Genomic DNA, 22,942 nt, shown 5'->3' with positions numbered 1-22,942 from the left:
CCGGCCTAGGCCGGGTCTTCGCCGGCGGGCGAACGCAACGCCCGCAGCATCTCGATGCGCGCCTCCACGTCCGCCAACCACGTCTTGCCTTCGTCTGTAAGGAGCGCCTCGCGCAGACGGCGCTGCGTCACGGTGGCCTCAATGGCCAGTATTTCAGCGTCAATGGCGGCGTTGGGGTCCGGCGCGGACGGCGCGGGCGGCGCGGTGCAACCCTCCGGCGTCCACAGCCAGCCGGGTTGCACGTCCGGGGCGACCTCCACCACAAGGGCGCACTCGCCAGCGCCCAGTTCCGGCGTTTGGGCAAACACTTCGGCCACGCGGTTCTCGATGATTCGGGCAAGCATTGCGCGCCTCCTATTCGAACCACGCCAGGACGGCGCGGATGTGCTGACGTTTGTGGTTCGCCGTTTCGATCCGCGCGTACCCGCTCTGCCCGGACGACAGGGCCGACAGCGAGGCCGAGGCGCGCAGCAGCTTGTAGCTGGCGCTGTAGGCCCCAAGATCGACCAGGTCCGTGGCGTAGGCCCAGCCGCTCCCGCGCGAGGCCCCGACCGTGATGTCCGTGTTCAGGGCCACGGCGTCCACGGCCCTGTGCAGCACGTATGCGGTGGCCTTGGCGGGGATGAACCCCAGCGAGACCGGCGGGCTTACGATGGTCATGTTCGAAACGGCCCCGGCTCCGCGCAGCAGCAAGCCGTTCATGCCGCCGCCGTGCGAGCCGTGGCCGTTGTTGGCGGTGATGACCAGACGCACATGCGAATACGTCCCCGGATTGGCGCACTCGAATGCGAGGGTCTGCACGCTTGAGGCCCAGGCCGTGATGGCGCTCCTCGCGTCGAGAACGACCTGCTCTCCGGCAAAGGCCCCGGTGTTGGAGCCTTCAAGCTGCCAGTCCTTCGGCGCCCAGGCCGTTCCCGCCTTGATGTCGTAGCTTTGGATGTGCTGTGCGGACGGGAAGACTATTTTGAGCCAGTTGGTCCCGGAAGGGGTGCTGGTCAGCCACGTGCCGCTTCCGGTTCCCGCCGCGTAGTACGCTGGATACCCGCTCACTTCCTGGTTGGCCGAAAGCGTATAGCCGCTCATGGTGTATGTGGTGAACGTGGGCAGGAAGTTCGCGCCGATGGCGACCGATGCGGCGTAGCAGTCGCTTTCCGCGTTGTAGCTTGCCCCCGAGCGATTCCACTCGTCGGACAAGAAGGTCCACAGGTAGCCGCCGGGCACGGGGCCGCTGGCGCGTCCGGCGGCCAACCAGGACACAAGCGCGTTCATGGCCGCGAGGTCGCGCGGGAGCTGGTCCGCCACACGGGTAAGGTTGCGGGCGTCCAGAGCGGGCAGCCGCCCCGCAGCGTCGAGCCGGACCAGCTGGCCCGCCCCGGTTCCCGCGTCGGCGGCCAGGCCCGATGCCGACAGGGTCAAGCCCTGGCCCGCCTTCACCCGCAGAAGACCCGAGGTGAATTCCAAGCCGGGCGTGGCGGCCAGGGCCACGGAAAGGCGCAAGGTCTCGTCGCCGCCGGGGGCCAGCACGCTTTCTGCCAGGCCGTCGGCCACGGCGAGCTTGGCCGAAAGGCTGCGGGCCACGGCGTCCGAGGCCGAGACCTTCACCGCGCCGTCCAGGGTGGCGGCCACGGATTCCGCCTGTGCGGCGCTCTGCGCAGCCTGCCCGGCGCTTGCGGCGGACTGCGCCGCGGACTGGCCCGCCTGTTCCGCGCTCGCCGCCGATTCCCGCGCCGACTGCTGGGCGGCATCGCGACTGGCTGCGGCGCTGCCGAGGAAGGCCGGGGAGTCCAGCACCTCGCCGTCCGGAGTGCTCACGGGGTAGAGCACGGCGCGGTCCATCTGCTCCTGCAGGGACTGGCAGACCATGGTCAGCAGGTCCAGCGCGCCCTCGTGGGTCTCGGCCGGAAAGGCCGCGTTCTCCACGTAGTCCACCTCCTGCACGATGTCCGGCGCGCGCCAGACCACCAGAGTCTGCCCCTGGGCCGGGGCGGCGGCCATGGTCAGCTGCCCGCCTTCGGAACTGCCCGCGCCGACAAGGACGAAGTGCGAGCCGGGCTGCAAGAGGGTTTCGGCTCCGCCTTCGCGCAGCACGGCCTTGATGTCCGCATCGCGCCTGAAGGGGAACGGCAGGGGAAAGTCCGTGGTGACGCCGTTGCCGCTGAAGGCGGCCTTGGATGTCCGTGTGGCGATCGTCATGTTCGGCTCCGTTGTGTGCGGGTTCTATTCGTTCATGGCCATGGTGGCCGCCATCAACAACACGGTCATGGGCAGGGGTTGGTCCTGGACCAGGGTCAGCACGCCCTCGGTGCTCCAGCCCTGGGGAAAGCGCACGCTCTTGTCTCCGGTAAACAGCGCGGGCGGGCCGTCCATGGGGTCGGCGCTGCTGCGGAAAAGCAGCGGCTCCAGGCGCGTGCAGTCCGGCCCGACCTTGCCGCCAAGGGAACGGAACAGCCGCACGGAGACTTCGGTGACACGCTTGGTGCGCGTCTGGGCGCTGCCCCTGCTGCCGGAGAACTCCAGCCGCATGGGCCGCAGCACGGACACGTACCCCAGGCCCGCGTGCACGCGGGAGGCCGCGCGCTCCAGGCGTATGGAGCCGTCCGGGCCCACCACGCGCTCCGGCTGGGGCGCGCCGTCGGCCAGCACCTGCACGCGGCGCCCGGCCAGATGGTCAAGCCCCGCCACCTGCGTCACGGGATCGCCGGTGTAGCTCAAGCCGCAGTCCACATAAAACGCCTCGCCCACCCCCACATCGCCCTCGCCCAGGGGCTGCTCCAGGGTCTCTATGCAGCGCCGCGCCACGCTCTGGCCGTCCACCATGGCCGTGCGGCGCACCACAAGCCACAGTTCATCGCGGCAACGATCCTGGTTGAACACCGCACAGGCGGCCTCCACCGCGCCGTCGGTCTCGATGCGCGAAAAGGCGCAGACCTCCTGCTCCGGCAGGTAGCTCATGGCCAGCAGCACGCCATCCGCGCGCACGCAGTAGAGCACGGGGTCGGGCTCCTGCACGTAGGCCAGCTGGATGATGCCCGGTTCGCCCAGGTGCGCGGCGAGCAGGGTCAGATCGCGGGAGGCGTAGGCGTCGGAATCCAGGCGGTAGGCCATTTCGCGCACCTTCTTGCCGGAACGCTGCACAAAGAGGATGGCCGGTCCGGCCTGGCAGGGGTCGCCCTGGGCCGCGCCCACCGTGCCCTCGCGATTGGCCTTGACCCCGCCCGGGGTGACCGGGGTGTTGAGCGAGCTGCCGGACACCGTCCACTCGCCGCCGCTGGCGCCGATCCACAGCCTGTCGCGCGGGGCCAGAAAGCGGATGCGCCCGCCGCGCGGGGCCGAAAGGGTGATCTCCACGGCATCGTCGTCCAGCGGGTCGTCGCCCGCGTCGGCCTCGATGCGTTGGCCGATGCTGAACTGCTCCCAGCAGTCGGCGCGCAGCGCGCCCGCCGCGTCGCGCACGGATTCGATCTCGCCGCTGGCGGAAGGCGTTGCGGCAAGGGCCATGCGCAGGCTGGAGGACAGGCTGGCCTTGACCGTGCGCGCGCCGGTGTAGCGGTAGTAGCACAGGGTCCCATCGGGCATGACGCCGCTCACGGCGTCGCCCTTGCTGAAGCCGTCGCCCGCGAGCAGCAGCACGGTGTCGCCGGGCCTGCCGTCGGACAGGGTGTCGCCGTTGCCGTCGGTGATCTCGAAGTCGTCCCAGTCCTCCAGGGGAACCTCGCGGGTGGCCAGACGGAAGTCCCTGTGCGCGCCCGTACGCGAGAACCACAGGGAGTACGGTTGCTTGGGCGTGGCGGCCAGGACCAGACGGTCCTCGTGCAGGCAGCAAAGGGCGGGCCAATTCCCCTCGCCCCAAACCTCCGGGCGGCTGGTGAAAGACATCTCCGCCAGGGCGAAGCCCGCTTCCGTCCGCGAAAGCACGCGCGGGGCCACCTCCGGGTGGCACAGCAGCAGATCGCCGCCGTCCTGGGTCCAGCGCATACCGTCCAGCCGGGCCGCAGTGTAGGGCGTGGCCAGGCCCAGCGCAGCGCCATCGGCCCCCAGGGCCAGGCCGCCTCCGGTGAAGAAGCGCACAGTCCCCTCCCCCTGGGCGTCCTGGCTGAATTCCAGCACCCAGGCCGAGCCCGAGGCGTCCTCATAGGGCACGAGCAGACTCTTGCCCGCCCCACTTGCCGAACGCGCCACGAAGCGCATCCCCCCCCTGCGCACCACCCCGCCATGGGGCTGGGCCAGAAAGTTCACCAGACTTTGGCAGCCATTGAAGTACTTGGACACATCCACGCGCCCGGCCAGACGCGGGGACAGCTCTCCGGAAGTGAAGTTTGTGAGCAGAACCGGCACAAGAGACATGGCCGCCCCCTACCAGGCGCGCACGGACTGGGAGCCCATGCGCAGCAGGGAGCCGAGACCGCCATCGCGGCTGGAGGCGGAACGCCCGGACAGCCTGATGCTGCGCGCCTGCTCGGCCCCCGCGTCCAGCAGGCCCTGCACGCGCAGGGCGCTCTCGTCTGCGACCCGGCCTACCTGCTCCAGGCTGTCGTGCTCCAGGGCCTCCAAGTTCAACAACGAACTGCCGCTCAAGGTGAGCCCGGAGTTGGCCGCGGCCACCCGCGCGCGCGCGCTTTTGCGCTGGCCGTCCTCGCGCAGCTCGCGCACCTGCTGACGCGCGCTGCGGGCCTCGGCCTCGGCCTGTCGGCGCGCCTGGGCCTCGGCGGCCTTGGCCCGGTCCTCCACCGCGTCGTTCCCCCCGGCCACCCCCTCCTTGATGGCCGACGACAACACGCCCATTCCGGTCTTCACCGCGATGGGCATCAGGGTGTTCACTCCTTCCATGGCGCATACCTCCCATACTGCATGTACGTTGTTCCATCCGGCCCGAAACCAGGGCAGCGCCCTTCGGGCATAAGCCCCAGAAACAGGGCGAAGCTCCTGGCGCGCTGGTCCGTTTCCAGCACATGGGCCTGCAGGCGGTGGAAACCGTGGGTCGCGCCCAGGAGGGCCACCACAGCCCGCGCCTGACGGGCGAAGCCCACGCCGAAGCGCTCCACGCCCTCACCCGCCCAGCACCACAGTTCGCCCACGCCAGGCCAAAACCGCACAGCCCCGCCGCAGGCAAGCGGCCAGTCATGGGCCAAAAGCGTCCAGGCCGGGCCGCCCTCGGCGTATCGCGCGGCCAGCGCTTCCGGCCGCCCAAGCCGCGCGAGCACGGAATCCGCCCGGGGCCGCAGCCGCAAGGCCGACACATGCTCCGGCCGCAACGGTGCAAGCCGCAATTGTCCTGTCATGATGGTTTCCTCCCGCCCGAAGCTCGGCCCCGTGCATGGCGCACAGTATAGCGCTTGTTTTGCCATCGGACAAAACGAAACAAATTTTGGTCGGTAAAAGGACACATTTTCCAGCTTGACAGGGATGGCCGAAGCCGCGCCGAAAGGTTCGAAAATGCGACGCAGCGAGGCGGGTGGAGACATCGGCAAAAGAGGGGAGAAGAAGGGACATGGCGCGTTGACAGCGGTCGATGCTGTCAAACGCCAAAAGCACAACGGCCCGGACGCTCCTGAGGGCATCCGGGCCGTGGGCGGCAGCAGCGCTGCCGGAACACAGGGAATGGGGCTACTGTTCGCTCACCGCGCCCCGTGCAAGCTTGTCGCGGGTCTTCTTGGCCGCGTCGATGTCGGCGTAGGGGCCCACCAGCACGCGATACCACTTGCTGCCGCCAAGCCTTGTGGCCACCACCTTCACGGGCAGGCCCTTCTTTTCCAGATGCTGGGCCCGACGCTGGGCCTTCTGACGCGACTGGAAGGAATTCACCTGAATGGCGTATTCGCGGCGGCCATTCTTGCGCTGCAACAGTTTGAAGGGGCTCTCGTCCGCGGCCGCGGGGGCCTCGCGCAGCGCCGCTTCCTTATCGGCTGAGGGCCGCACTTGGCTGGCGCGCAGGTCGGCCAGCTGACGGGCGGCGTGCAGGTCCGGGTCCGCCGCCTGGGCAGGCGCCTGCGCCACGGCCGGGGCCGGAGCAGCGGCCGGGGCAGCGGAGACGCGCCCCTTTGGACCGTCCAGCACGGCCAAATACTGGCCCTGATGCTGGCGCTCGAAGGCGATGTCCAGAAGACGGCGCGAGGCCAGGGCGCGGGCTCCGGCGCTGCGCGCACCCAGCACAACGGCCACGATGCGCGTGTCGCCGCGCTTTGCCGTGACCACATTGTTGTAGCCGGAGGCGCACACATAGCCCGTCTTGAGGCCGTCCACGCCCTCGTAGGTGTTGAGCAGCCGATTGGCGTTGCGGTGGTTGTGGTTGTTGTGCACGTAGGTGGTCATGGAGTGGAAGGTCAGCGCTTGCGGGAACCGCCGCAGGTACTGCGCCGAAAGCCTGAGCATGTCGCGCGCAGTGGTGACCTGTCCCTCGGCGGGCATCCCGTTGGGATTTTTGAACACGGTGCTGGCCATGCCCAATTCGCGGGCCTTGGCGTTCATGGCGTTGACAAAGGGCTGGTAGTCGGCGGTGCCGGAAAGATGCTGGGCCAGGGCCACGCAGGCGTCGTTGCCGCTGGCCACGGCGATGCCCTTCATGATCTCCCGCACGATGACGCGTTCGCCCGGACGGATGTTCATGCGCGAGCCCCCGGCATGGGTGGCCTCAGGCGTCACCAACACGGTGTCGGTCAGGGAAAGCCGGTGCTGCTGGATGGCCTCGAAGGCCAGGTACAGGGTGAGCACTTTGGTAAGGGAAGCGGGGGGAATCTGCTGGTCGGCGTTCTCTTCATAGAGGATCTTGCCGGAGGCGAAATCCATGGCGATGACGGATTTCGCTCCGAATGTGCCGGAATTCGCGGCCGCATGGACAGGCTGTGCCGCCAGCATGATGAGCAGCGCGGTGAGGAAGAAGACTCTGCGTTTCTCTCGCATGATGCTCCACATGGGGGGGTTGAGGTTTCGGTGCGACAGGGTTGCGGCAGCAAAACCGTAGCCCATGGACAAACCGCATGGCAAGCCCGGCTCCGCGCGGTGAATTTGTTATAGTGATTCTTTAAGAAAAGTCTAGTCGGAATTTTCCCCTTCTGTCAACCACTGGGGAAGAAAGAATATGAAGAAAATCAAGACGGCCTGTTTCTGGACAAGCCCGGCCGGAAGGGATATTATTCTTATGTTGAAAAAAATCACCGCGAGAATTGCCCCGGAGGGAAACCATGCTGCTGTCCTGTTCCGCCCTGCAATGGCCGCCACGGGTGCTCATCGTGGAGGATGAGAGCATCATCGCGCTGGCCACCAAGGCCAGCCTGAAACGCATGGGCTGCGAGGTGGTGGCCACCGCCGCCACGGGCCTGCAGGCCGTGGACTACGCCACCAGAAAGCGCCCGGACGTGGTGCTCATGGACATCATGCTCGAAGGCGGCATGGACGGCATTGAGGCCGCCTCGCGCATCCGCGAGAGCCTTCCCGACCTGCCCATAATCTACTGCACCGCCTACACCGACCCGGCCACGCGGGTGCAGGCCTCGCGCACCAAGCCCCACGCCTTCATGGGCAAGCCGCTTGATTACGGCGCCCTCAAGGAACTCATCGACACCCTGCAATGACCGGAGACCGCATGAAAACGTGCTTTGCCCGCGCGGCGCTTCCGGCGCTGCTGGGCCTCCTCTGCTGCCTGCTTCCCGGCCCGGCCTGTGCGGCCGGAGCCAAACCGCAGCACAGGCCGGACAACGCCACGGAACACACCGCCGAGGCCGAGCGTTCCGTGCCGGACGACGCCGCGGCCCTTGCGCAGTACCAGGTGCTGCGGGAATATTTCGAGCGCCAGGCGACCCTTGACGACCGCCTGCCGGAGCTGTTTTCCCGGCGCGTGCGGCACGAGGAGACCATGGCCTTTCTGACCATGCGCGAAACAGTGGACCGGAGGGGCCAGTTGGAGCGCTTCCGCATGGCCAAGGTGGACGTGAGCGGACTGAAGTTCCGCCGGGTGACCGGCGACCCGGATCTGGCGCGCATCCACGTCACCGGCAGCTACACCGTGGGGGTGCCGCCGGTGGTCGAGACCATCGAAGAGGACGCGCTGTTCGTGCTGCTGCCCGAAATGGGGCAGTGGAGGATATTCGAGCGCCGCGAAGGCTGGCGCTAGGCCCGAAAACGCCCTACATGCCCCCGCCTGCGCGCAGGCGCTCCTCCGGGGCTTTGGCCTCGGCCGGAACAACCGGGGCCGAAACATTCGCGCAGCCCAGACCCGCCGCGCCTTCCGCCGGCGCGGCCACCACGACCCGGTTGCGGCCGCCGTCCTTGGCCAGGTACAAGGCCTGGTCGGCCAGGGACACAAGCTCCGGCCCGCCCTCTCCAGAGCCCAGAGCGGAAACTCCCGCGCTCACAGTCAACCGCACCAGCGTTTCGCCTTGGCCGAATTCCCGCTGCGACACGCGCTGGCGAATGCGCTCGGCAAGAAGCAGAGCCTGTTCGCGGCTGGTGTGCGGCAGAATAACGGCAAATTCCTCCCCGCCGTACCGGGCCGGAAAATCCGTGCCGCGCAGGCTCTCGGCCAGCAATCCGGCCACCCCGCGCAGCACGGCGTCGCCGGTCTGGTGGCCGTGGGTGTCGTTGATGCGCTTGAAATGGTCGATATCCAACAAAATGAGCGACAAAGGCAGATCGTAGCGGCCATGGCGGCGGGCCTCCTCCTCCAGCCGCTCCTCGAAGCGGCGGCGGTTGGCGATGCCCGTAAGCCCGTCGTGGTCGGCCATGCTCTTCACCTGCCGGTACAACAGCGCGTTGCGCAAGGCCAGGGCAAGGTGGTTCACCGCCGCGTTCAGCGTCTCCACCTGGTCCTTCGCCAGGCGCAACCCCTTGCTTGTCAGCAGGGCCAGACAGCCGAAGCTCTCGCCTCCGGCGGAAAGCGGCAGCATCAAAAGCCGCCCGGAATCCGGGGCCGGGGCCTTGGCCATGTGCCTGCCGCCGCCGGTCAGACAGAACTGGCGGCACTCGCGCACGCGCACCCCGGCCAGGCGCTCCGCTCCGCTCCGCAGCACCTCGCCCCAGGCCTCGTGCTCTGGCGGGGCCATGCGGCAATGCAGGTACATTTCGGCGTCCAGGCCCGCGCCGCCCTCGATCCTGGTCCAGAACACCGCGCACAGGGCCTCCACCGGCAGCAGATGACGCAAATCGCCGCGCACCTTGGAAAGAATCGTGCCCACGTCCAGCGAGGCCGAGGCGCGGGAAAGCACGCGGTTCAGAAAGCTCAGATGGCTGCTCTTGCGGGCCAGCAGTTCGCGCTCCAGCATGACCTCCTCGGTCTTGCGGCGCAGGTCGGCGGAAAGGGAATCCAGCTCACGCAGGCGCAAAAGGGCGTCGCGCACCTTGTAGCGCGTCAACGGCGCGCGCACGGCGCTCAAAAACCCTTCGGAGAGCACTTCTTCGGTCTCCAGGGGCTCGGCCTCCTCAGGCACGATGAGGATGCGGCGCACGGTGTCCACCTCGCGGCAGGCCTTGCGACGGACCTTTGACAGTCCCCGCCAGACCTCAAGAGGAATCCAGGCCGCCTGGCCGCAGCCCTCCTGCCCACGCATCCAGGGCAGGGCGTCGGGCGGCAGGTTCCGCAGGGCGAAGCCCGGTCCGGCGCTTTTTTCTATGAGCGCGACGGTGTCTGGATCGAGTCCAAGACCCCACATGATTTCAGGATGTTCAGCTCTGAGCATGGCCCGTGCCTCCTGCGTTCGGAATGCGTAGCGCATACTCATCTGCAAGAAGCGAACCGTCGGCAAAGGGTGCCGTTGCGCATCCCCGGTCCAAGGGATGCGCTTTGACAAAAGCCCGCGACTGTGGCTTTGTGGGTGCCATGAAGAAATCCGGCATCTTCGGCACCCTGGACCCCTTTTTGGAGGACGGCCCCATCCTTGGCCGCAGGGTGGCCAACCTGGGCTTTCTGCGCGCCCTGCTCGCCGCGGATCCCTTCGAGGCCTACCACTTCTTCATCGCGGACAAGCCCCGGCGCGAGAGCCTGTCCGGGCACCTGGCCACCCTGGCCCCGGACATCGCCCAGGAGGGGCGCCTCGCCTTCATGGACCGCCGGGAGCTGCCAGCCAGGCTGGCCGCCACGCCCTATGCCTGCTTCCACCAGTCCGACTGCATCAGCCACCCGGCCGCCCTGGCGCGCCTGCGCAACGCCCACGCCAGGAGCCTCTTCCCCATCACCGGGCCGGTGCATTCCCTGTCCTACCCGGACTACCCCGCCGCCTTCCTGCGGCACCTGTGGCCCGGCGCCACCGCGCGCGACTGCATCATCGCCACTTCCCGCGCGGGCGAGCTGGCCGTGCACGGCTTCTTCGAGCGGCTGCGCCAGGGCTACGGCCTTGCGCACATGCCCGGCCCCAGCGTGCGCCGCATCCCCCTTGGCGTGGACGCGGACGCCCTGGAGCGCCCCCTGCCCGGCCCGGAGGACAAGGCCGACCTGCGCCAGCGCCTGGGGCTGCCGCAAGGGCGCGGCCTGGTGCTGGTGCTGGGCCGCGTGTCCCACGCCTCCAAGATGGACTTGCTGCCGCTCATCCGCGCCATGGCCCGCCTGGCGGCGGAGCGCCCGGACCTTGGCCCGGCCTCCCTGCTGGTTGCTGGCTGGGCCGAGGCGGACGACCCCTTCCCCCAAAGCCTGGCCGAGCTTTCCGCCCGCGCGGGCGTGGACATGATCCTCGATCTGCGCCCCGGCGAGCGCAGGAAGGCCGAGCTTCTCGCCGCCTGCGACATCTTCTGCTCCATAGCCGACAACCCGCAGGAGACCTTCGGCCTGACCCTGCTCGAAGCCCAGGCCGCCGGGCTGCCCGTGGTCGCAAGCGACTACGACGGCTACCGCGATCTGGTCGCCCACGGCGAGACCGGGGTGCTTGTGCCCACCACCGGCCCGGCCCCGGCCGAGGCCGACGACTTCGTGGACCGGCTGGCCCCGGTGCTGTTCGACAACCAGTACCACCTGCTGCTGGCCCAACGCACCGTGGTCCACACCCCGGCCCTGGCCCTGGCCCTGGCGAAGCTTCTGGAAAATCCGGCCCTGCGGCGCAGCATGGGCCAGGCCGGACGCCAGCGCGTACGCGACAGTTTCCTGTGGAACGCGGTCATCGACCGGCACATCGACCTGTGGGACGAGCTTTCCGCCCTGCCCGCGCCGGACATCGAACAGCTGCGCACCGTGCCGCACCCGCTGGAGCTGCCCTATTCCCGCGTATTCGCGCCCTATCCCGCGCGCACCCTGCTCCCGCAGGACCGCCTCAGGCCGGGCAGAACCGGACAGGCCCTGCTCTCCGGCAAGGAGTTCCCCGTGCTTTACGCCGGACTGGACGGCCTGCTGGAGGCCGACGCCGTGCGCAAGCTGGTGTTCCTGGCCCGCAAGGGCGAAGCCGCCGGCCCCCTGGCCGAGCGCTTCCGCGAGCTGTGCCCCGGCATGGACGCCGAACGCGCGGCCTATCACGTGCTTTGGGCCATGAAGCACGATCTGCTGGAGCCGGAGCCATGACAGCGCCCGCGGCCGTGCTGCACCACGCCACCCTGCCGCACCGGGGCGGAGCCGTGCGCGTGGCCCGTCTGCTCATCGCCGCCCAGCGCAAGGCCGGACTGGATGCGCGCCTGGGCTTCGAACTGGACGAAACCGACCCCGAAGCCCTTGGCGGGCACCCGGACCCGGAAGGCGCGGGCGTGCCCCTTGTGGGCCCGCTGGCCCCGACGGAACTGGGCCGCGCCTGGGACGCCCTGCCGCGTGGGACCACCCTGCACCTGCACACCAGCCACCACTGGCCGGAACTGTTCTCCAGCCTGCCGGACAATGCCGCGCAACGGCGCGTGCTGCTCACCCTGCACGACGCCACGCCCCTCACCGGGGGCTGCGCCTACCCGCTGGACTGCCCGCACTTCCCCGCCTGCGCCGACCCCTGCCCGCGCGACTACGCCGACGCCCGCGCACGGCAGGCCAGCACCCTCGCCCTGCTCGACCGCCTGCGGCCCGGCATCGTCAGCCCCTCGGCCTGGCTGGCGCGCTTGGCCCGCAGCGCCCTGCCCGGGCATGTGGTGCGCGTCGTCCCCAATGGCGTGCCCTGGCCCCCGGCCGCCGGGCTCATCCCCCGCGCACGGGCGCGCGCCCTGCTCGGCCTGCCGCCGGATGCGCCCGTGGCCCTGTTCGCCGCGCACGGCGGGGCAAAGGCCGCCTACAAGGCCGGGCCGCAGTGGCGAACCCTCTGGGCCGCCCTGCGCCAGCGGCTTCCCCGCGCCCTGGGGTTCGCCGTTGGCGGCGACGACATGGCCAAAGAGCACGGCCTCACCCTCTGGCCTTACGTGGACCGGGCCAAGCTGGCGCTGCTCATGCGCGCGGCCGATGCCCTCGTCTACCCCACCATGGCCGACAACCACCCTCTTGTGCTGCTGGAAGCCGCAAGCCAGGAGCTTCCCGTGGCCAGCTTCGCCGTGGGCGGGGTGACGGAAATCGTGGCCCACGGCGAGACCGGTCTCCTGTGTCGGCCCGGCGATGGCGGCGCGCTGCTCGACGCCGCGCATTCCCTGCTCGCCGAGCCCGGCCTGGCGCGCAGAATGGGCCGCGCCGCGCGCAGCCACGGCGAGGGCCGCTTCCGCGCCGAACGCATGGCGGCGGACTATGCCGCGCTTCTGGAAGGGTAGGAGGCGGTGCTTGCGCCAAGCTCGGCACTGGCCCTCTCCGCAGCGCCGCCCCGCCAAAGCCCGCGCCCGTTGCGCCGCCATTGACGCGACCAGACAGCGCGGATAGACAGTGCCGGATAGTGAACCCCCTGCCCAAAGCGAGGACAGCATGAACGCTCTGCACTATGGCGACAACCTTGACGTGCTGCGCGGGTTTCCGCCCGAATGCGTGGACCTCGTGTACCTGGACCCGCCGTTCAACTCCAACGCCAACTACAATGTGCTCTTCAAGAGCCAGCAAGGCAAAGACAGCCAGGCGCAGATAGAAGCCTTCGAGGACACGTGGCATTGGGGGCAGCAAGCAGAGGACGAATACCGGGAGCTGCTGCGGCAGGAGAATACCGATGTAGCGGAGATGATGCAGGCCCTGCGCAGATTTTTGGGCGAAAACGACATGATGGCCTACCTGACCATGATGGCCAATCGGCTTTTGAAGCTGCATTACGTGCTCAAGCCAACGGGCAGCCTGTACCTGCACTGCGACCCAACCGCCAGCCACTACTTGAAGGTGGTGTTGGATGGGGTGTTTGGAAAAGAAAACTACAGGAATGAAATTTCATGGCGGCGCTCACAACCAAAAAGCCACGCAAAAATCAACTTTCCAAATTGCCGTGACGTAATACTTAGATATTCAAAAGGCTGCATTGCAATATTCAACAAAGTTTATGGTGTACATGATCCAAAATATATAGAAACTTTCTACCGTTACACAGATGACAATGGACGCCGCTACAGGCTTGGCGACCTCACGAACCCGAATAAAGATCGTCCCAACTTAACATACGAATTCTTAGGTGTTACACGTGTATGGAGGTGGACAAAAGATAGAATGAACAAGGCTTACGAATCTGGCTTGATTTTCCAATCAAAACCAGGTGCCGTCCCACAATGCAAGCGCTATCTAGATGATATGGAAGGGCAACCGATAACAGACGACTGGGACGACATTGAGCATCTTCATGGCTCAAGTAAAGAGACACTGGGCTACCCCACACAGAAGCCTCTGGCGCTTCTGGAGCGCATCATCAACACATCCAGCAACCCCGGCGACGTGGTGCTGGACCCCTTCTGCGGCTGCGGCACCGCCCTGCACGCCGCGCAGAAGCTGGGCCGCAAATGGATAGGCATCGACATCACGCATCTGGCCATCAGCCTCATCGAAAAGCGTCTCAAGGACGCCTTCAAGGACGAACTGCGCTACGAAACCCACGGCACGCCCAAAGACCTGGGCGGCGCGGCCGACCTGGCCCGGCGCGACAAGTACCAGTTCCAGTGGTGGGCGTGCTCCCTGGTGGGCGCGCAGCCCTTCAAGGGCAAGAAGAAGGGGGCCGACGGCGGCATCGACGGCATCATCTATTTCCAGGACGGCAGCGGGACGGACCAGAAAATCGTGGTCTCGGTCAAGGGCGGCGAGAATGTCAACGTGGCCATGATCCGAGACCTGGCCCACGTGGTGGACCGCGAAAAGGCGGCCATCGGCCTGTTCGTCACCCTTGCCCCGCCCACCGGCCCCATGACCACCGAGGCCGTGAAAACCGGGTATTTCGAGTGCGAGCGCGCCAACAGGCCCTTTCAAAAAATCCAGATCCTCACCATCGAAGGGCTGCTGGCCGAAACCGAGCGTGCGGACTACCCGGACATATCCGGCGGCACGCGCACCTTCAAGCAGGCCCCGCGCGAAAAGGGGCCGAAGCAGAAGCAGTTCACGCTGGGCGAGTAGCCGCGGGCTTTGGCGGCAGCGTGCGAAGCAATCGGCGCTGCCCCGGCGCTTGCCCGCGCGCGCCTTTCCCACTCGGCCCGCGCCCCTGCCCCCCGCCGAAGCCTTGCCCCCGCCAAAGCCCGCGCCGATTCTGGCCTCCGCCTTTGACACCCCGCGCCGAATGCCGTATTTGACGGCTCAAAATCACACGCCCGCGCCTGTGCGCGCCCACTCACGAAACGCAACTTTCGAGGGATTCATGAGCAAACTCGCGACCCTGCCCGGTGACGACATCCGCCAGATCATGTGGCGCTACACTGACCGCTACGACCTCCAGATGGTGGTCCAGTCCTCCCGCGGCGTGGCCCGCGGCCACGTGGCCCGCCTGGTGGCCGATGGCCAGCGCAACACCCACGAATGGACCGAGCGCAAGAACACTTTGCTTGAGGCCTTCGACGCCTCCGGCCTGACCGCGCTCTACATGGACACCGCCCAGGGCGGCTACATCGACGGCCCCAAGAACTTCGCCCTCAGCCTCACCACCTTCGAGCTCTCCTGGGTGGACGCCGGGGCCGCCACCTGCGGCCTGGCCACCAACCTGGCCCTGGCCCCCATCCACGAAAAGGGCACCCCGGAACAGCGCGACCACTACATGGCCATGGCCTGCCCAACCGAGGGCCGCGCGACCATGCGCGGGGCCTTCGCCCTCACCGAACCGCTGCCCTTCGTGGGCGTGGACACCGGCATCCTCACCAGCAAGGTCCGCGTGGCCGAATGGAACGAGGGCCAGGAGCCCATGCTCCAGGTGGACAAGCGCGGCCGCTTCATCACCGGCATGGACTTCGCCGACTTCGTCACCGCCGCCGTGGTCAGCGACGACCCGCGCATCAAGGGCTCCTGCATGGTCATCCTGGAAAAGGACGACCCCGGCGTGTTCGACCGTGGCGCGCCCACCCTCAAGATGGTCCACCAGCTTTCCAGCACGCGCGACCCCATTTTGAGCCTCACCGTGCCCGCCAGCCGCATCATCGGCGGCTACACGGTGAAGGACGGCGTCATCGTGCCCAACTACTCCCATGCGGAGATCATCGGCAGCGTGTTCCACAGAACGCGCATCCCCGTGGGCGTCATGACCTCGGCCAAGCTGCTCTCGGCGGTGGAGCCCATCATCCGCTACCACCGCTCGCGCTTCCGCGGCGGCGACGCCCAGCCCGGCACCCCGCGCTACGACCAGGGCCTGCAGATGAAGGAGGACGCCTGCCAGCGTTTGGCCGACCTCTGGGCCTGCGGCGAGGCGGGCTGCTCGCTCGGCTTCGACGCCGCCCGCAAGGCCGACCTGCTGGACCCGCTGGAAAAACGCAAGGAGGCCCTGTTCCGCGAGCAGGGCATCACCGGCCCGCGCGCGCAGATGAGCGCCCTCAAAAAGATGGAGCCCACGGTCCTCGAATACCTGAACCTGCTCTTCACCCCGGAAGCGCAACGCGACGCCGCCCGCTTCGAGGAGCTTGCAAACGACGTGTTCGTGCAGAGCATCTTCCTGGACGCCGAAACAAACGTGCTCATCCCGGCCTGCAAGCTGTGGTGCCCCGGCGTGGGCGCGAACATGATGCGCGAGGCCGTGGCCCTGGTGGGCGGCTACGGCGTCACCGAGGACTGCCCCGGCTTCCTGTTCCAGAAATGGACCGACTGCCAGCTTGAGGCCACCTACGAAGGCCCGGAAGTCGTCCAGCGCCGCCACCTTACCGCCACAATGGGCAACCCCGTGTTCCTCGCCCTCATGGGCCACTGGATCAAGGAACTGGACGCCCTGGCCGAATCCTGGCCGCAGACCGGTGCCAAGGCCCTGGCAGGCGCCATGCGCCTGTGGCTGTGGACCCTGGCCCACCTGCAAAACGCCAAGGACGCCGACGGCAAAAAACTCTTCTCCGGCAACCGGCAGGGCGTCACCTTCCCCATGGCCGACGCCGTGTCCTGGCTCATGGCCGCGCGCTGCTTCCTGGACGATGTGCTCGAACTCAAGCGCAAAGGCCCGGAGAACCCCATCCTGGCCGACAGCCTGGACGACACCCTGGGCTTCTTCGCCGACCTCTGCTGCCTGCAGAACGCCCGCACCGCAGGCGAAGTGGCGCGCATCTGCGCCGAACTGGCCTACGGCTACGGCGTGGATGCCGACCTGGCCGAGTTCCAGGCCCTGCGCGCGCAAACCGACGCCGCCCTTTCCGGCGCGCGCCTGGCCCGCGACCGCGCAGGCGAAGCCATCGCCCAGGTCATGATCCCCGAGGCGCTGGACTACCCGCTGTAGCGAGAAAACCCAGGGGCGCCGCCCCTGGGACCCCGCCGGGGGGCTTCGCGCCCCCCGGAGCCCCTGCGCATCGTGGCGAGTCCCGCGGGCGAAAGCCCGCGGGACTCGCCACGTGAGCATGGCCCCAGGACGGGAGCCTCTTCGGCACAGCGTTCAGAATCCCGGCCGCTCCCCAGACCGTATCCTTTCCCGCCAGAACCCTTCCCGAGCATGATGGCCCGGACGGCGCATGCGCCGTCCGGGCCATCATGCTCGGCAAAGGGATTCCAAAGGGCCCGCGGCCCTTTGGCGGGGGTGCAGGGGGCGGAGCCCCCTGATTCGATTCGGGCGAAGCGCCTACTGTACCAAAAACTCCAGGCAAAGGATGTAGGGAGCGCCCTCGGCGTTGTAGAAGCGGGCGGAAATAGCGCTGACGGTGACCTTGGCAAAGGGCGAGATGTGTTGTGGCAGCACGTACTTGTCAAAGCCGCTCTTCAGGTGCAGCACATCCTCGCGGATACCGTGGTCCGTGCCGCGCCCGCGTTCCGGCCCGAGCAAGGGGGAATCCACGGCGAGGTCGCGGCGGAAGGCGAGCGGGGTCAATTGCACGCCGTCGTCGGTGAGGACGGAGGCGCACACCAAGGTCGGCTCGGTCGAGACGATGCGTTCGCAGGCGGCGGCGAATTCGTGTTCGCGGCAGTCGGCCATCTTGTAGGCCACCTTCTTGAGCGTCTTGTGATAGTCCTCGTAGCGTTTGCGCTTGTCGGCCACACAGGCGTGGGCGCTTTCGCGGTAGCGGCGGTTGATTTCCTCCACTTTCTGCTGGAAGGCGCGGATGGGGTCGCGTTCGGTGGAATCCTTGTCTTTTGTGTAATAGAATCCCTGCTGGTGGTTCACCCCCCATTGGAGCAGCAGCAAGGCCTCGTCTTCGGCCTCCACGTTCTTGGCGATGAGCACGCTCCCCAGCTTGTCGGACAGGCGCATGAGCGACTGCACCATGTCGCGCTTGAATTCCTGGCCCTGGACATCGGTGAACAGCGGCCTATCGAACTTGATGAAATCGGGCTTGAGGGCGAAGAGCTCCTCCACGGGCAGTCCCATGCCGCCGCACAGGTCAACGGAAAGCCCCATGCCCCTTTCGCGATAGTACAGCACGAAGCGGGCGACCTCGGGCAGGTTGAGCCAAGGGCGTTCCAGCTCCACCACGATGCGCTTGCCGGGGATGCGCAGGGCCTGGCTCACGGCCTCCAGGTGGCCGTTCTTGTGTGCCGCGGCCAAGCCGCCGCCATCGGTGTTGAGAAAGAGCAGCATCTGCGGGTGGCGTTCGAATATGGGCCGAAAGGCCTCCAACGCCTTGCGTCGGCACAGTCGGCACAGTTCCAGGCGGGTCTTGGCCCCCCAGTTTTGGCCGAAGAGGTCGTGCGCGTCCAGGCGCGGTCCGCTTTCCGACAGGGAGCGCGAAAAGGCCTCGAAACCGAGGATGCTCTTGGACCGTACCGAGACGACCGGCTGAAAGAACACGGAAATGTTTTCGCTTTCAAGGACGGCCTGAATGCCGCTCGTATCGAGTCCGGAAAGCGGGGATGCTGTGGATGCTGGCATGTGTGGAGCGCCTCCGGCGGGCGGTTCGTTTCGTATTCTCAAAAATAAGTATATTTCAAAATGCCGGGTCGGACAAGAAAAACCAATGCGCGCAAAGACTCACACACGCCAACGGCCTGTACATTTCTATATAGCTCGGATAACATCAGGCATTGATGGGAGTCCTGCCGACTCAGATTCCCAGCAACGCCAGCCTTTTGCAGCAAGGGGGAAAGCGGGGCCATGTGCCGATCCGAAAACGGCCCGGAGGCCATCGACATCCTGGCCGTGGATGACGAGCAGGTGAATCTGCTGCTGCTTTCCGGGCTGTTGCGCCGGGAGGGGATTAATGTCGTGTGCGCCAAGAGCGGCTATGAGGCCTTGGCGCTTTTGTCCAAGCACGACTTCGCCCTCATCCTGCTGGACGTGATGATGCCGGGTCTGGACGGTTTCGACACGGCGGAGCGCATCCGCGCGGGCGAGGCCACGCGCCACATCCCCATCATCTTCATCACCGCCATCAGCAAAGAGCAGCGCCATGTCTTCAGGGGCTACGAAGCCGGCGCGGTGGACTATCTCATCAAGCCCTTCGATCACGACATCCTCAAGAACAAGGTGCGCGTATTCGTGGACATGCACCGCCAGCGTCTGGCCGTGCAGCGCGCAGGCGAGGCCCTGGCCCGCACCGTCGCCGAGCTGCGCAGTTCCTCCAGGGCGCTTTCCGACAGCCGCGCCCGCTACCAAAGCCTCTTCAACTCCATGCTCAACGGATTCGTCCTGCTCTCCATGGAGGAAGGGGCAGCCCTGCCCCAGGCCCGCGTGCTGGAGGTGAACCCCGCCATGGAGCGGATGATGGACCGCCCGCGCGAGATGCTTGTGGACAGGACCGTTTCCGAGTTGTTGCCCAATCTGGAGGGACACCTTCGGGACTTCACCGCCGAGGTGGCCAGAAGCGGCCGCAGCGGGCTGGTGGAGACCTACGTTGCGGACCTTCGGAGGTGGCTGCGCATCCAGGCCTACGTGCCCGGTCCGGGCCTGCTGGCCCTGGTGGCCGAGGACACCACGGCGCGGCGCAAGGCTGAGGAAACGGTCCAGGAGCGCACCTTCCAGGATCCGCTGACCGGACTGGCCAACCGGGCGCTTTTGCTGAACCGCCTGGAGCAATCCATGGAGCGTTCGCGCCGCAGGCTGAACTATCTGTACGCGGTGCTGTTTCTGGACCTGGACCGCTTCAAGCCCATCAACAGCAGCCTTGGCCCGGCCGCAGGCGACAAGGTCCTGTGCATCGTGGCCGAGAGGATCAAGGCCGCGGCGCGCGGTCTGGACACCGTGGCCCGCTGCGGCGCGGACGAGTTCGCCCTCATCCTGGAGGAACTGAAGAACCCGGCCGAGGCCATGCAGGTGGCGCGGCGCGTCTGCCGGGAAATGGCCCGTCCCATGGAGATCGACGGCCACACGCTGCGGTTCACGGCCAGCGTGGGCGTGGTGCTTGGCCCGGCGGACTACGCCCAGCCCGAGGACCTGTTGCGCGATGCGGGCATCGCCATGGAGCACGCCCGCACCCTTGGCGGCGGCAAGGTGAAGGTGTTCAAATGGGCCATGCGCACCCGCGCCCAGTACGCGCTCAACGTGAACCAGCACCTGCACCAGGCCCTGGACAGGGACGAGTTCCGGCTGCACTACCAGCCCATTGTCGACCTCAAGACCATGGCCCTGTGCGGGTTCGAGGCGCTCATCCGCTGGCAGACGGACGGGCGGCTTGTGCCCCCTGGCGACTTCATCCCCCACGCGGAGCAGACCGGGCTCATCGTGCCCATCGGCCAATGGGCCCTGGCCGAGGCCTGCCGCACCACCAGCTTGTGGCGTTCGCGTTTCGCCCTGCCGGAGGGCTTCACCGTGGCGGTGAACCTTTCGGCCCGGCAATTCGCCCAGCCGGACCTGGTGCGCCAGCTGGCGCGCATCCTGGAGGAGACCGGCCTCGACCCGCAGCTGCTCAAGCTCGAAATCACCGAGACCATGATGATGCAAAACCCCGAAAGCGTGGTGCACAAGCTGCGCGGCCTGCGAGAAATGGGCGTCAAGGTGGGCATCGACGACTTCGGCACCGGGTATTCGTCCCTGTCCTACCTGCGGCGCTTCCCCATCAATACGCTCAAGGTGGACCGCAGCTTCGTGTCCGATCTCGACGCCTTCGAGAACCTGGTCATCGTGCGCACAATCGTCAGCCTGGCCCACAACCTGGGTTTCGACGTGGTCGCCGAGGGCATAGAGACCGAACGCCAGCGCGATTTCCTGGCCGGGCTGAACTGCGAGTTCGGGCAGGGGTTCCTGTTCTCCAAGGCCGTTTCCGGCGACCAGGCCCAGGACCTTCTGGATGTCTGCGGCCCGGCCCATGCGGGCGAGGCGTGACGTGCCCGGACTGAACGAGCGCCTGCGACGACGCGCCGCCAGCCTGCACGCCTTGCTGGTGTCCCTGGTGGCGCTTGCCCTTCTGCCCATGCTGGGGCTTTCTCTCTACAGCCACATGCGCGACCGCGCCCAGGAGCGCGAAGCCGCCGTGGCCGAGGCCGCGCGCGCCGCGGGCCTGGTGGCGCATTCCCTGGGCCGCGAGACCGCCAACGCCCAGGCCCTCTTGGAGGTCCTGGCCACCAATCCGCTGCTGCGCGCCGGAAGGTCGGCGCAGGGCCAGCGCTTGCTGCGCCTGGCGGCCCAGGGGGCCACGCACTACGAAAACCTCATTTTGGCCAGGCCAGACGGCTCGGTTGCCCTAGCGGCGCACCCCGTGGCCTCTGGCCTCACCTTTGCCAACGACCAGGCCTTCGCCACCGCCCTGAAGGGACGGAGCTTCACTGTGGGCCTTTCCCCCCAGGACGCGACGCAAGCCCGGCCGCACACGGTCATCAGCTACGCCACGCCCCTGTTCGGCCCAGAGGGCCGTGTGGACATGCTTCTGGTGGCGCACCTCACCATGGCGCAGGCGGCCAAGACATTCGACGAAGCGGCATTGCCGGAAAACACCACGCTGGTGCTCGCCAGCAACGCGGGCCGCGTGCTGTACCGTCTGCCAGAGGCCGCGCCCTATTCCGGCGCCGAACTGCCCGGGGAGCAGGCCGATATCGTCCGCGCCGACGCAGCGGGGACCACAGGCTGGGGCATGGGCCTGGACGGCGCGGAGCGCTACTACGTCATCAAGCGCCTGAACATCTGCCGGGGCGAGGCCTGCTACGTGCGGGTGGGCATCCCCAAGGCGGCGGTGTACGCGGCCAGCGGCGGCAAGCTTACCCGCAATCTGCTCGCCCTGGCGGCCATGACCGCGGCGATCCTGCTCCTGGCGCGCCTGTGGGCCCGGCGCAACATTCTGGAGCCGACGGCCCGGCTCATGGACACCGTGCGCGCGCTGCACGCGGGCGACGCCTCCGCCCGCAGCGGGCTTTCAACCCAGGATGGAGAAATCGGCGAGCTGGGCCGCGCCCTGGACCACATGGCCGAGGCCATGGAGCGCCACGCCAGGGAACGGGAGGCCGCGCGTCTGGCCCTGTTCGAAAGCGAGGAGCGCCTGCGCGCGGTGTTCAACGCCTCCAGCGACGGGGTGCTGCTGCTGGTGCCCGACGGCCAGGTGCTGGCCATGAACGAATCCGCCGCCATGCGGCGCGGCAAGACCGTTGGGGAGCTTACCGGCAAGAGCATTCTGGACATGATCCCCATATACGTGCGCAATGGCCGCAAGACCCACATGGAGGAGGTTGTGCGCACGGGCAAACCCCTGCGCTTCGAGGAAGACCGCGAGGGAAGGACCTACGCCATCCGGCTGCACCCTGTGCGCAACGCAGCGGGCGAAATCGTCCAGATCGCCAGCTTCTCCCGCGACATCACCGAGCGCAAGCTTTCCGAACGCGCCCTGCTGGCCGCCAAGGAGGAAGCGGAGGCCGCCAGCCAGGCCAAAAGCGCCTTTCTGGCCAACATGAGCCACGAACTGCGCACGCCGTTGAACGGGCTTCTGGGAATGCTCCAGCTCATGGGCGATGCGGCCGACCCCGCAGAACGCGCCGAATATCTCGCCTGGGCCACCCGCTCGGCCCGGCACATCACCGATCTGGTGAACGACATTCTGGATTACGCGGCCCTGGGAAGCGGAGAGACCCGCTTTGAACTCAAGCCCTTCCGCCTGGAAGAGGTGCTGTCGCCCCTGGCGGCGGAGTTCGGCCCAAGGGCCGAAACCAAGGGGCTGTCCTTCGCCCTTGTCGCGCCCAGGGATCTGGACGCGCTGCGGCTGGTTGGCGACCCCGAACGCCTTGGCCAACTGCTGCGCCACCTGCTGGACAACGCCGTGAAATTCACGGCAACGGGCGGGGTGCGCCTGGACGCCCAGGTAAGCTGCCGCGACGAGGACACCTGCACCCTGCGGGTGGAGGTCACGGACACCGGCATCGGCATCGCCCCGGAATTTTTGCCTAAGCTGTTCAAACCCTTTGTGCAGGCTGAAGCCCCGCTCACCAAACGCTATGCGGGCACAGGCCTGGGGCTGGCCATCGCCAAGGAGCTGGCCACGGGCATGGGGGCCACCTTGGAAGCCATAAGCACGCCGGGGCAGGGCAGCACGTTCGTCCTGTGCCTGAGCTTCCAGCCGGCAACGCCCCGGTAGCGGACGTTCTCGGCCTTGCCTTGCCCGGCGGGATGCGGTAGGCAGGCGCACACCTTCGACCATGCTCCCGCACGGT

At 67.5% G+C, this 22,942-nt stretch carries 16 protein-coding genes; 8 read left to right on the top strand and 8 right to left on the bottom strand.

The features are described 5' to 3' along the window. Positions 1-5 precede the first annotated feature (5 nt). From CHB73_RS08345 to CHB73_RS16760, 6 genes are all read right to left on the bottom strand, one after another. Positions 6-344: a hypothetical protein gene (locus tag CHB73_RS08345; protein WP_089274024.1), complete on the bottom strand. Its 339-nt coding sequence runs from the start codon at positions 342-344 to the stop codon at positions 6-8. A 10-nt stretch (positions 345-354) separates the two neighbouring features. After that, complete coding sequence (locus CHB73_RS08340) at positions 355-2,193, bottom strand: hypothetical protein (RefSeq protein ID WP_089274022.1); 1,839 nt, start codon at positions 2,191-2,193, stop codon at positions 355-357. 24 nt (positions 2,194-2,217) lie between these two features. Then, a complete protein-coding gene (locus CHB73_RS08335) occupies positions 2,218-4,344 on the bottom strand; it encodes a hypothetical protein (protein ID WP_089274020.1) in 2,127 nt (708 codons plus the stop codon). A gap of 9 nt (positions 4,345-4,353) precedes the next feature. After that, positions 4,354-4,827 (bottom strand): hypothetical protein, encoded by a 474-nt coding sequence (locus CHB73_RS08330; RefSeq protein WP_143337340.1) that lies wholly within the window; start codon positions 4,825-4,827, stop codon positions 4,354-4,356. Continuing rightward, entirely contained in the window at positions 4,815-5,279 is a 465-nt protein-coding gene (locus CHB73_RS08325; RefSeq protein ID WP_143337339.1) for a hypothetical protein, read from the bottom strand. Before CHB73_RS08325 ends, CHB73_RS08330 begins: the two co-directional genes overlap by 13 nt. A gap of 325 nt (positions 5,280-5,604) precedes the next feature. Continuing rightward, a complete protein-coding gene (locus CHB73_RS16760) occupies positions 5,605-6,897 on the bottom strand; it encodes a D-alanyl-D-alanine carboxypeptidase (protein ID WP_235641558.1) in 1,293 nt (430 codons plus the stop codon). A gap of 281 nt (positions 6,898-7,178) precedes the next feature. Between CHB73_RS16760 and CHB73_RS08315 the strand changes: the two genes are divergently transcribed. Next, on the top strand, positions 7,179-7,568 hold the full coding sequence (locus CHB73_RS08315) for a response regulator (protein WP_089274014.1): 390 nt from the start codon (positions 7,179-7,181) through the stop codon (positions 7,566-7,568). An 11-nt stretch (positions 7,569-7,579) separates the two neighbouring features. Next, a complete protein-coding gene (locus CHB73_RS08310) occupies positions 7,580-8,107 on the top strand; it encodes a hypothetical protein (protein ID WP_143337338.1) in 528 nt (175 codons plus the stop codon). A 13-nt stretch (positions 8,108-8,120) separates the two neighbouring features. Here CHB73_RS08310 and CHB73_RS08305 read toward each other — a convergent pair whose 3' ends face one another. Further along, a complete protein-coding gene (locus CHB73_RS08305) occupies positions 8,121-9,668 on the bottom strand; it encodes a GGDEF domain-containing protein (RefSeq protein ID WP_179216961.1) in 1,548 nt (515 codons plus the stop codon). A gap of 140 nt (positions 9,669-9,808) precedes the next feature. On the opposite strand from CHB73_RS08305, the gene CHB73_RS08300 reads away from it, so the two are divergent. The 4 genes from CHB73_RS08300 to CHB73_RS08285 all read left to right on the top strand — a co-directional run bounded on the left by CHB73_RS08300 (position 9,809) and on the right by CHB73_RS08285 (position 16,664). Continuing rightward, entirely contained in the window at positions 9,809-11,473 is a 1,665-nt protein-coding gene (locus tag CHB73_RS08300; RefSeq protein ID WP_089274215.1) for a glycosyltransferase family 4 protein, read from the top strand. After that, positions 11,470-12,624 (top strand): glycosyltransferase, encoded by a 1,155-nt coding sequence (locus CHB73_RS08295; protein ID WP_089274008.1) that lies wholly within the window; start codon positions 11,470-11,472, stop codon positions 12,622-12,624. The genes CHB73_RS08300 and CHB73_RS08295 overlap by 4 nt, the downstream gene beginning before the upstream one ends. A gap of 148 nt (positions 12,625-12,772) precedes the next feature. After that, positions 12,773-14,383 carry a DNA methyltransferase gene (locus CHB73_RS17280; protein WP_089274006.1) on the top strand — a complete coding sequence of 537 codons (1,611 nt, stop codon included), beginning with the start codon at positions 12,773-12,775 and terminating at the stop codon, positions 14,381-14,383. Between the two features lie 238 nt (positions 14,384-14,621). Beyond that, positions 14,622-16,664 (top strand): acyl-CoA dehydrogenase family protein, encoded by a 2,043-nt coding sequence (locus CHB73_RS08285; RefSeq protein ID WP_089274004.1) that lies wholly within the window; start codon positions 14,622-14,624, stop codon positions 16,662-16,664. 336 nt (positions 16,665-17,000) lie between these two features. Here the strand turns inward: CHB73_RS08285 and CHB73_RS08280 are convergent, their stop codons facing one another. Continuing rightward, positions 17,001-18,245, bottom strand: coding sequence for an EAL domain-containing protein (locus CHB73_RS08280; RefSeq protein ID WP_089274002.1), 1,245 nt, complete (start codon positions 18,243-18,245; stop codon positions 17,001-17,003). A 222-nt stretch (positions 18,246-18,467) separates the two neighbouring features. Here CHB73_RS08280 and CHB73_RS08275 point away from each other — a divergent pair, with 222 nt between their 5' ends. Beyond that, positions 18,468-20,633 carry an EAL domain-containing response regulator gene (locus tag CHB73_RS08275; protein ID WP_089274000.1) on the top strand — a complete coding sequence of 722 codons (2,166 nt, stop codon included), beginning with the start codon at positions 18,468-18,470 and terminating at the stop codon, positions 20,631-20,633. Further along, positions 20,617-22,866: an ATP-binding protein gene (locus tag CHB73_RS08270; protein WP_179216960.1), complete on the top strand. Its 2,250-nt coding sequence runs from the start codon at positions 20,617-20,619 to the stop codon at positions 22,864-22,866. Before CHB73_RS08275 ends, CHB73_RS08270 begins: the two co-directional genes overlap by 17 nt. Positions 22,867-22,942 lie beyond the last annotated feature (76 nt).

The sequence above is a fragment of the Humidesulfovibrio mexicanus genome, from assembly GCF_900188225.1.
Taxonomy (GTDB): Bacteria; Desulfobacterota; Desulfovibrionia; order Desulfovibrionales; family Desulfovibrionaceae; genus Humidesulfovibrio; species Humidesulfovibrio mexicanus.
Note: the sequence above shows the minus strand (reverse complement) of the source record. Positions and strands in the feature narration are given on the sequence as shown.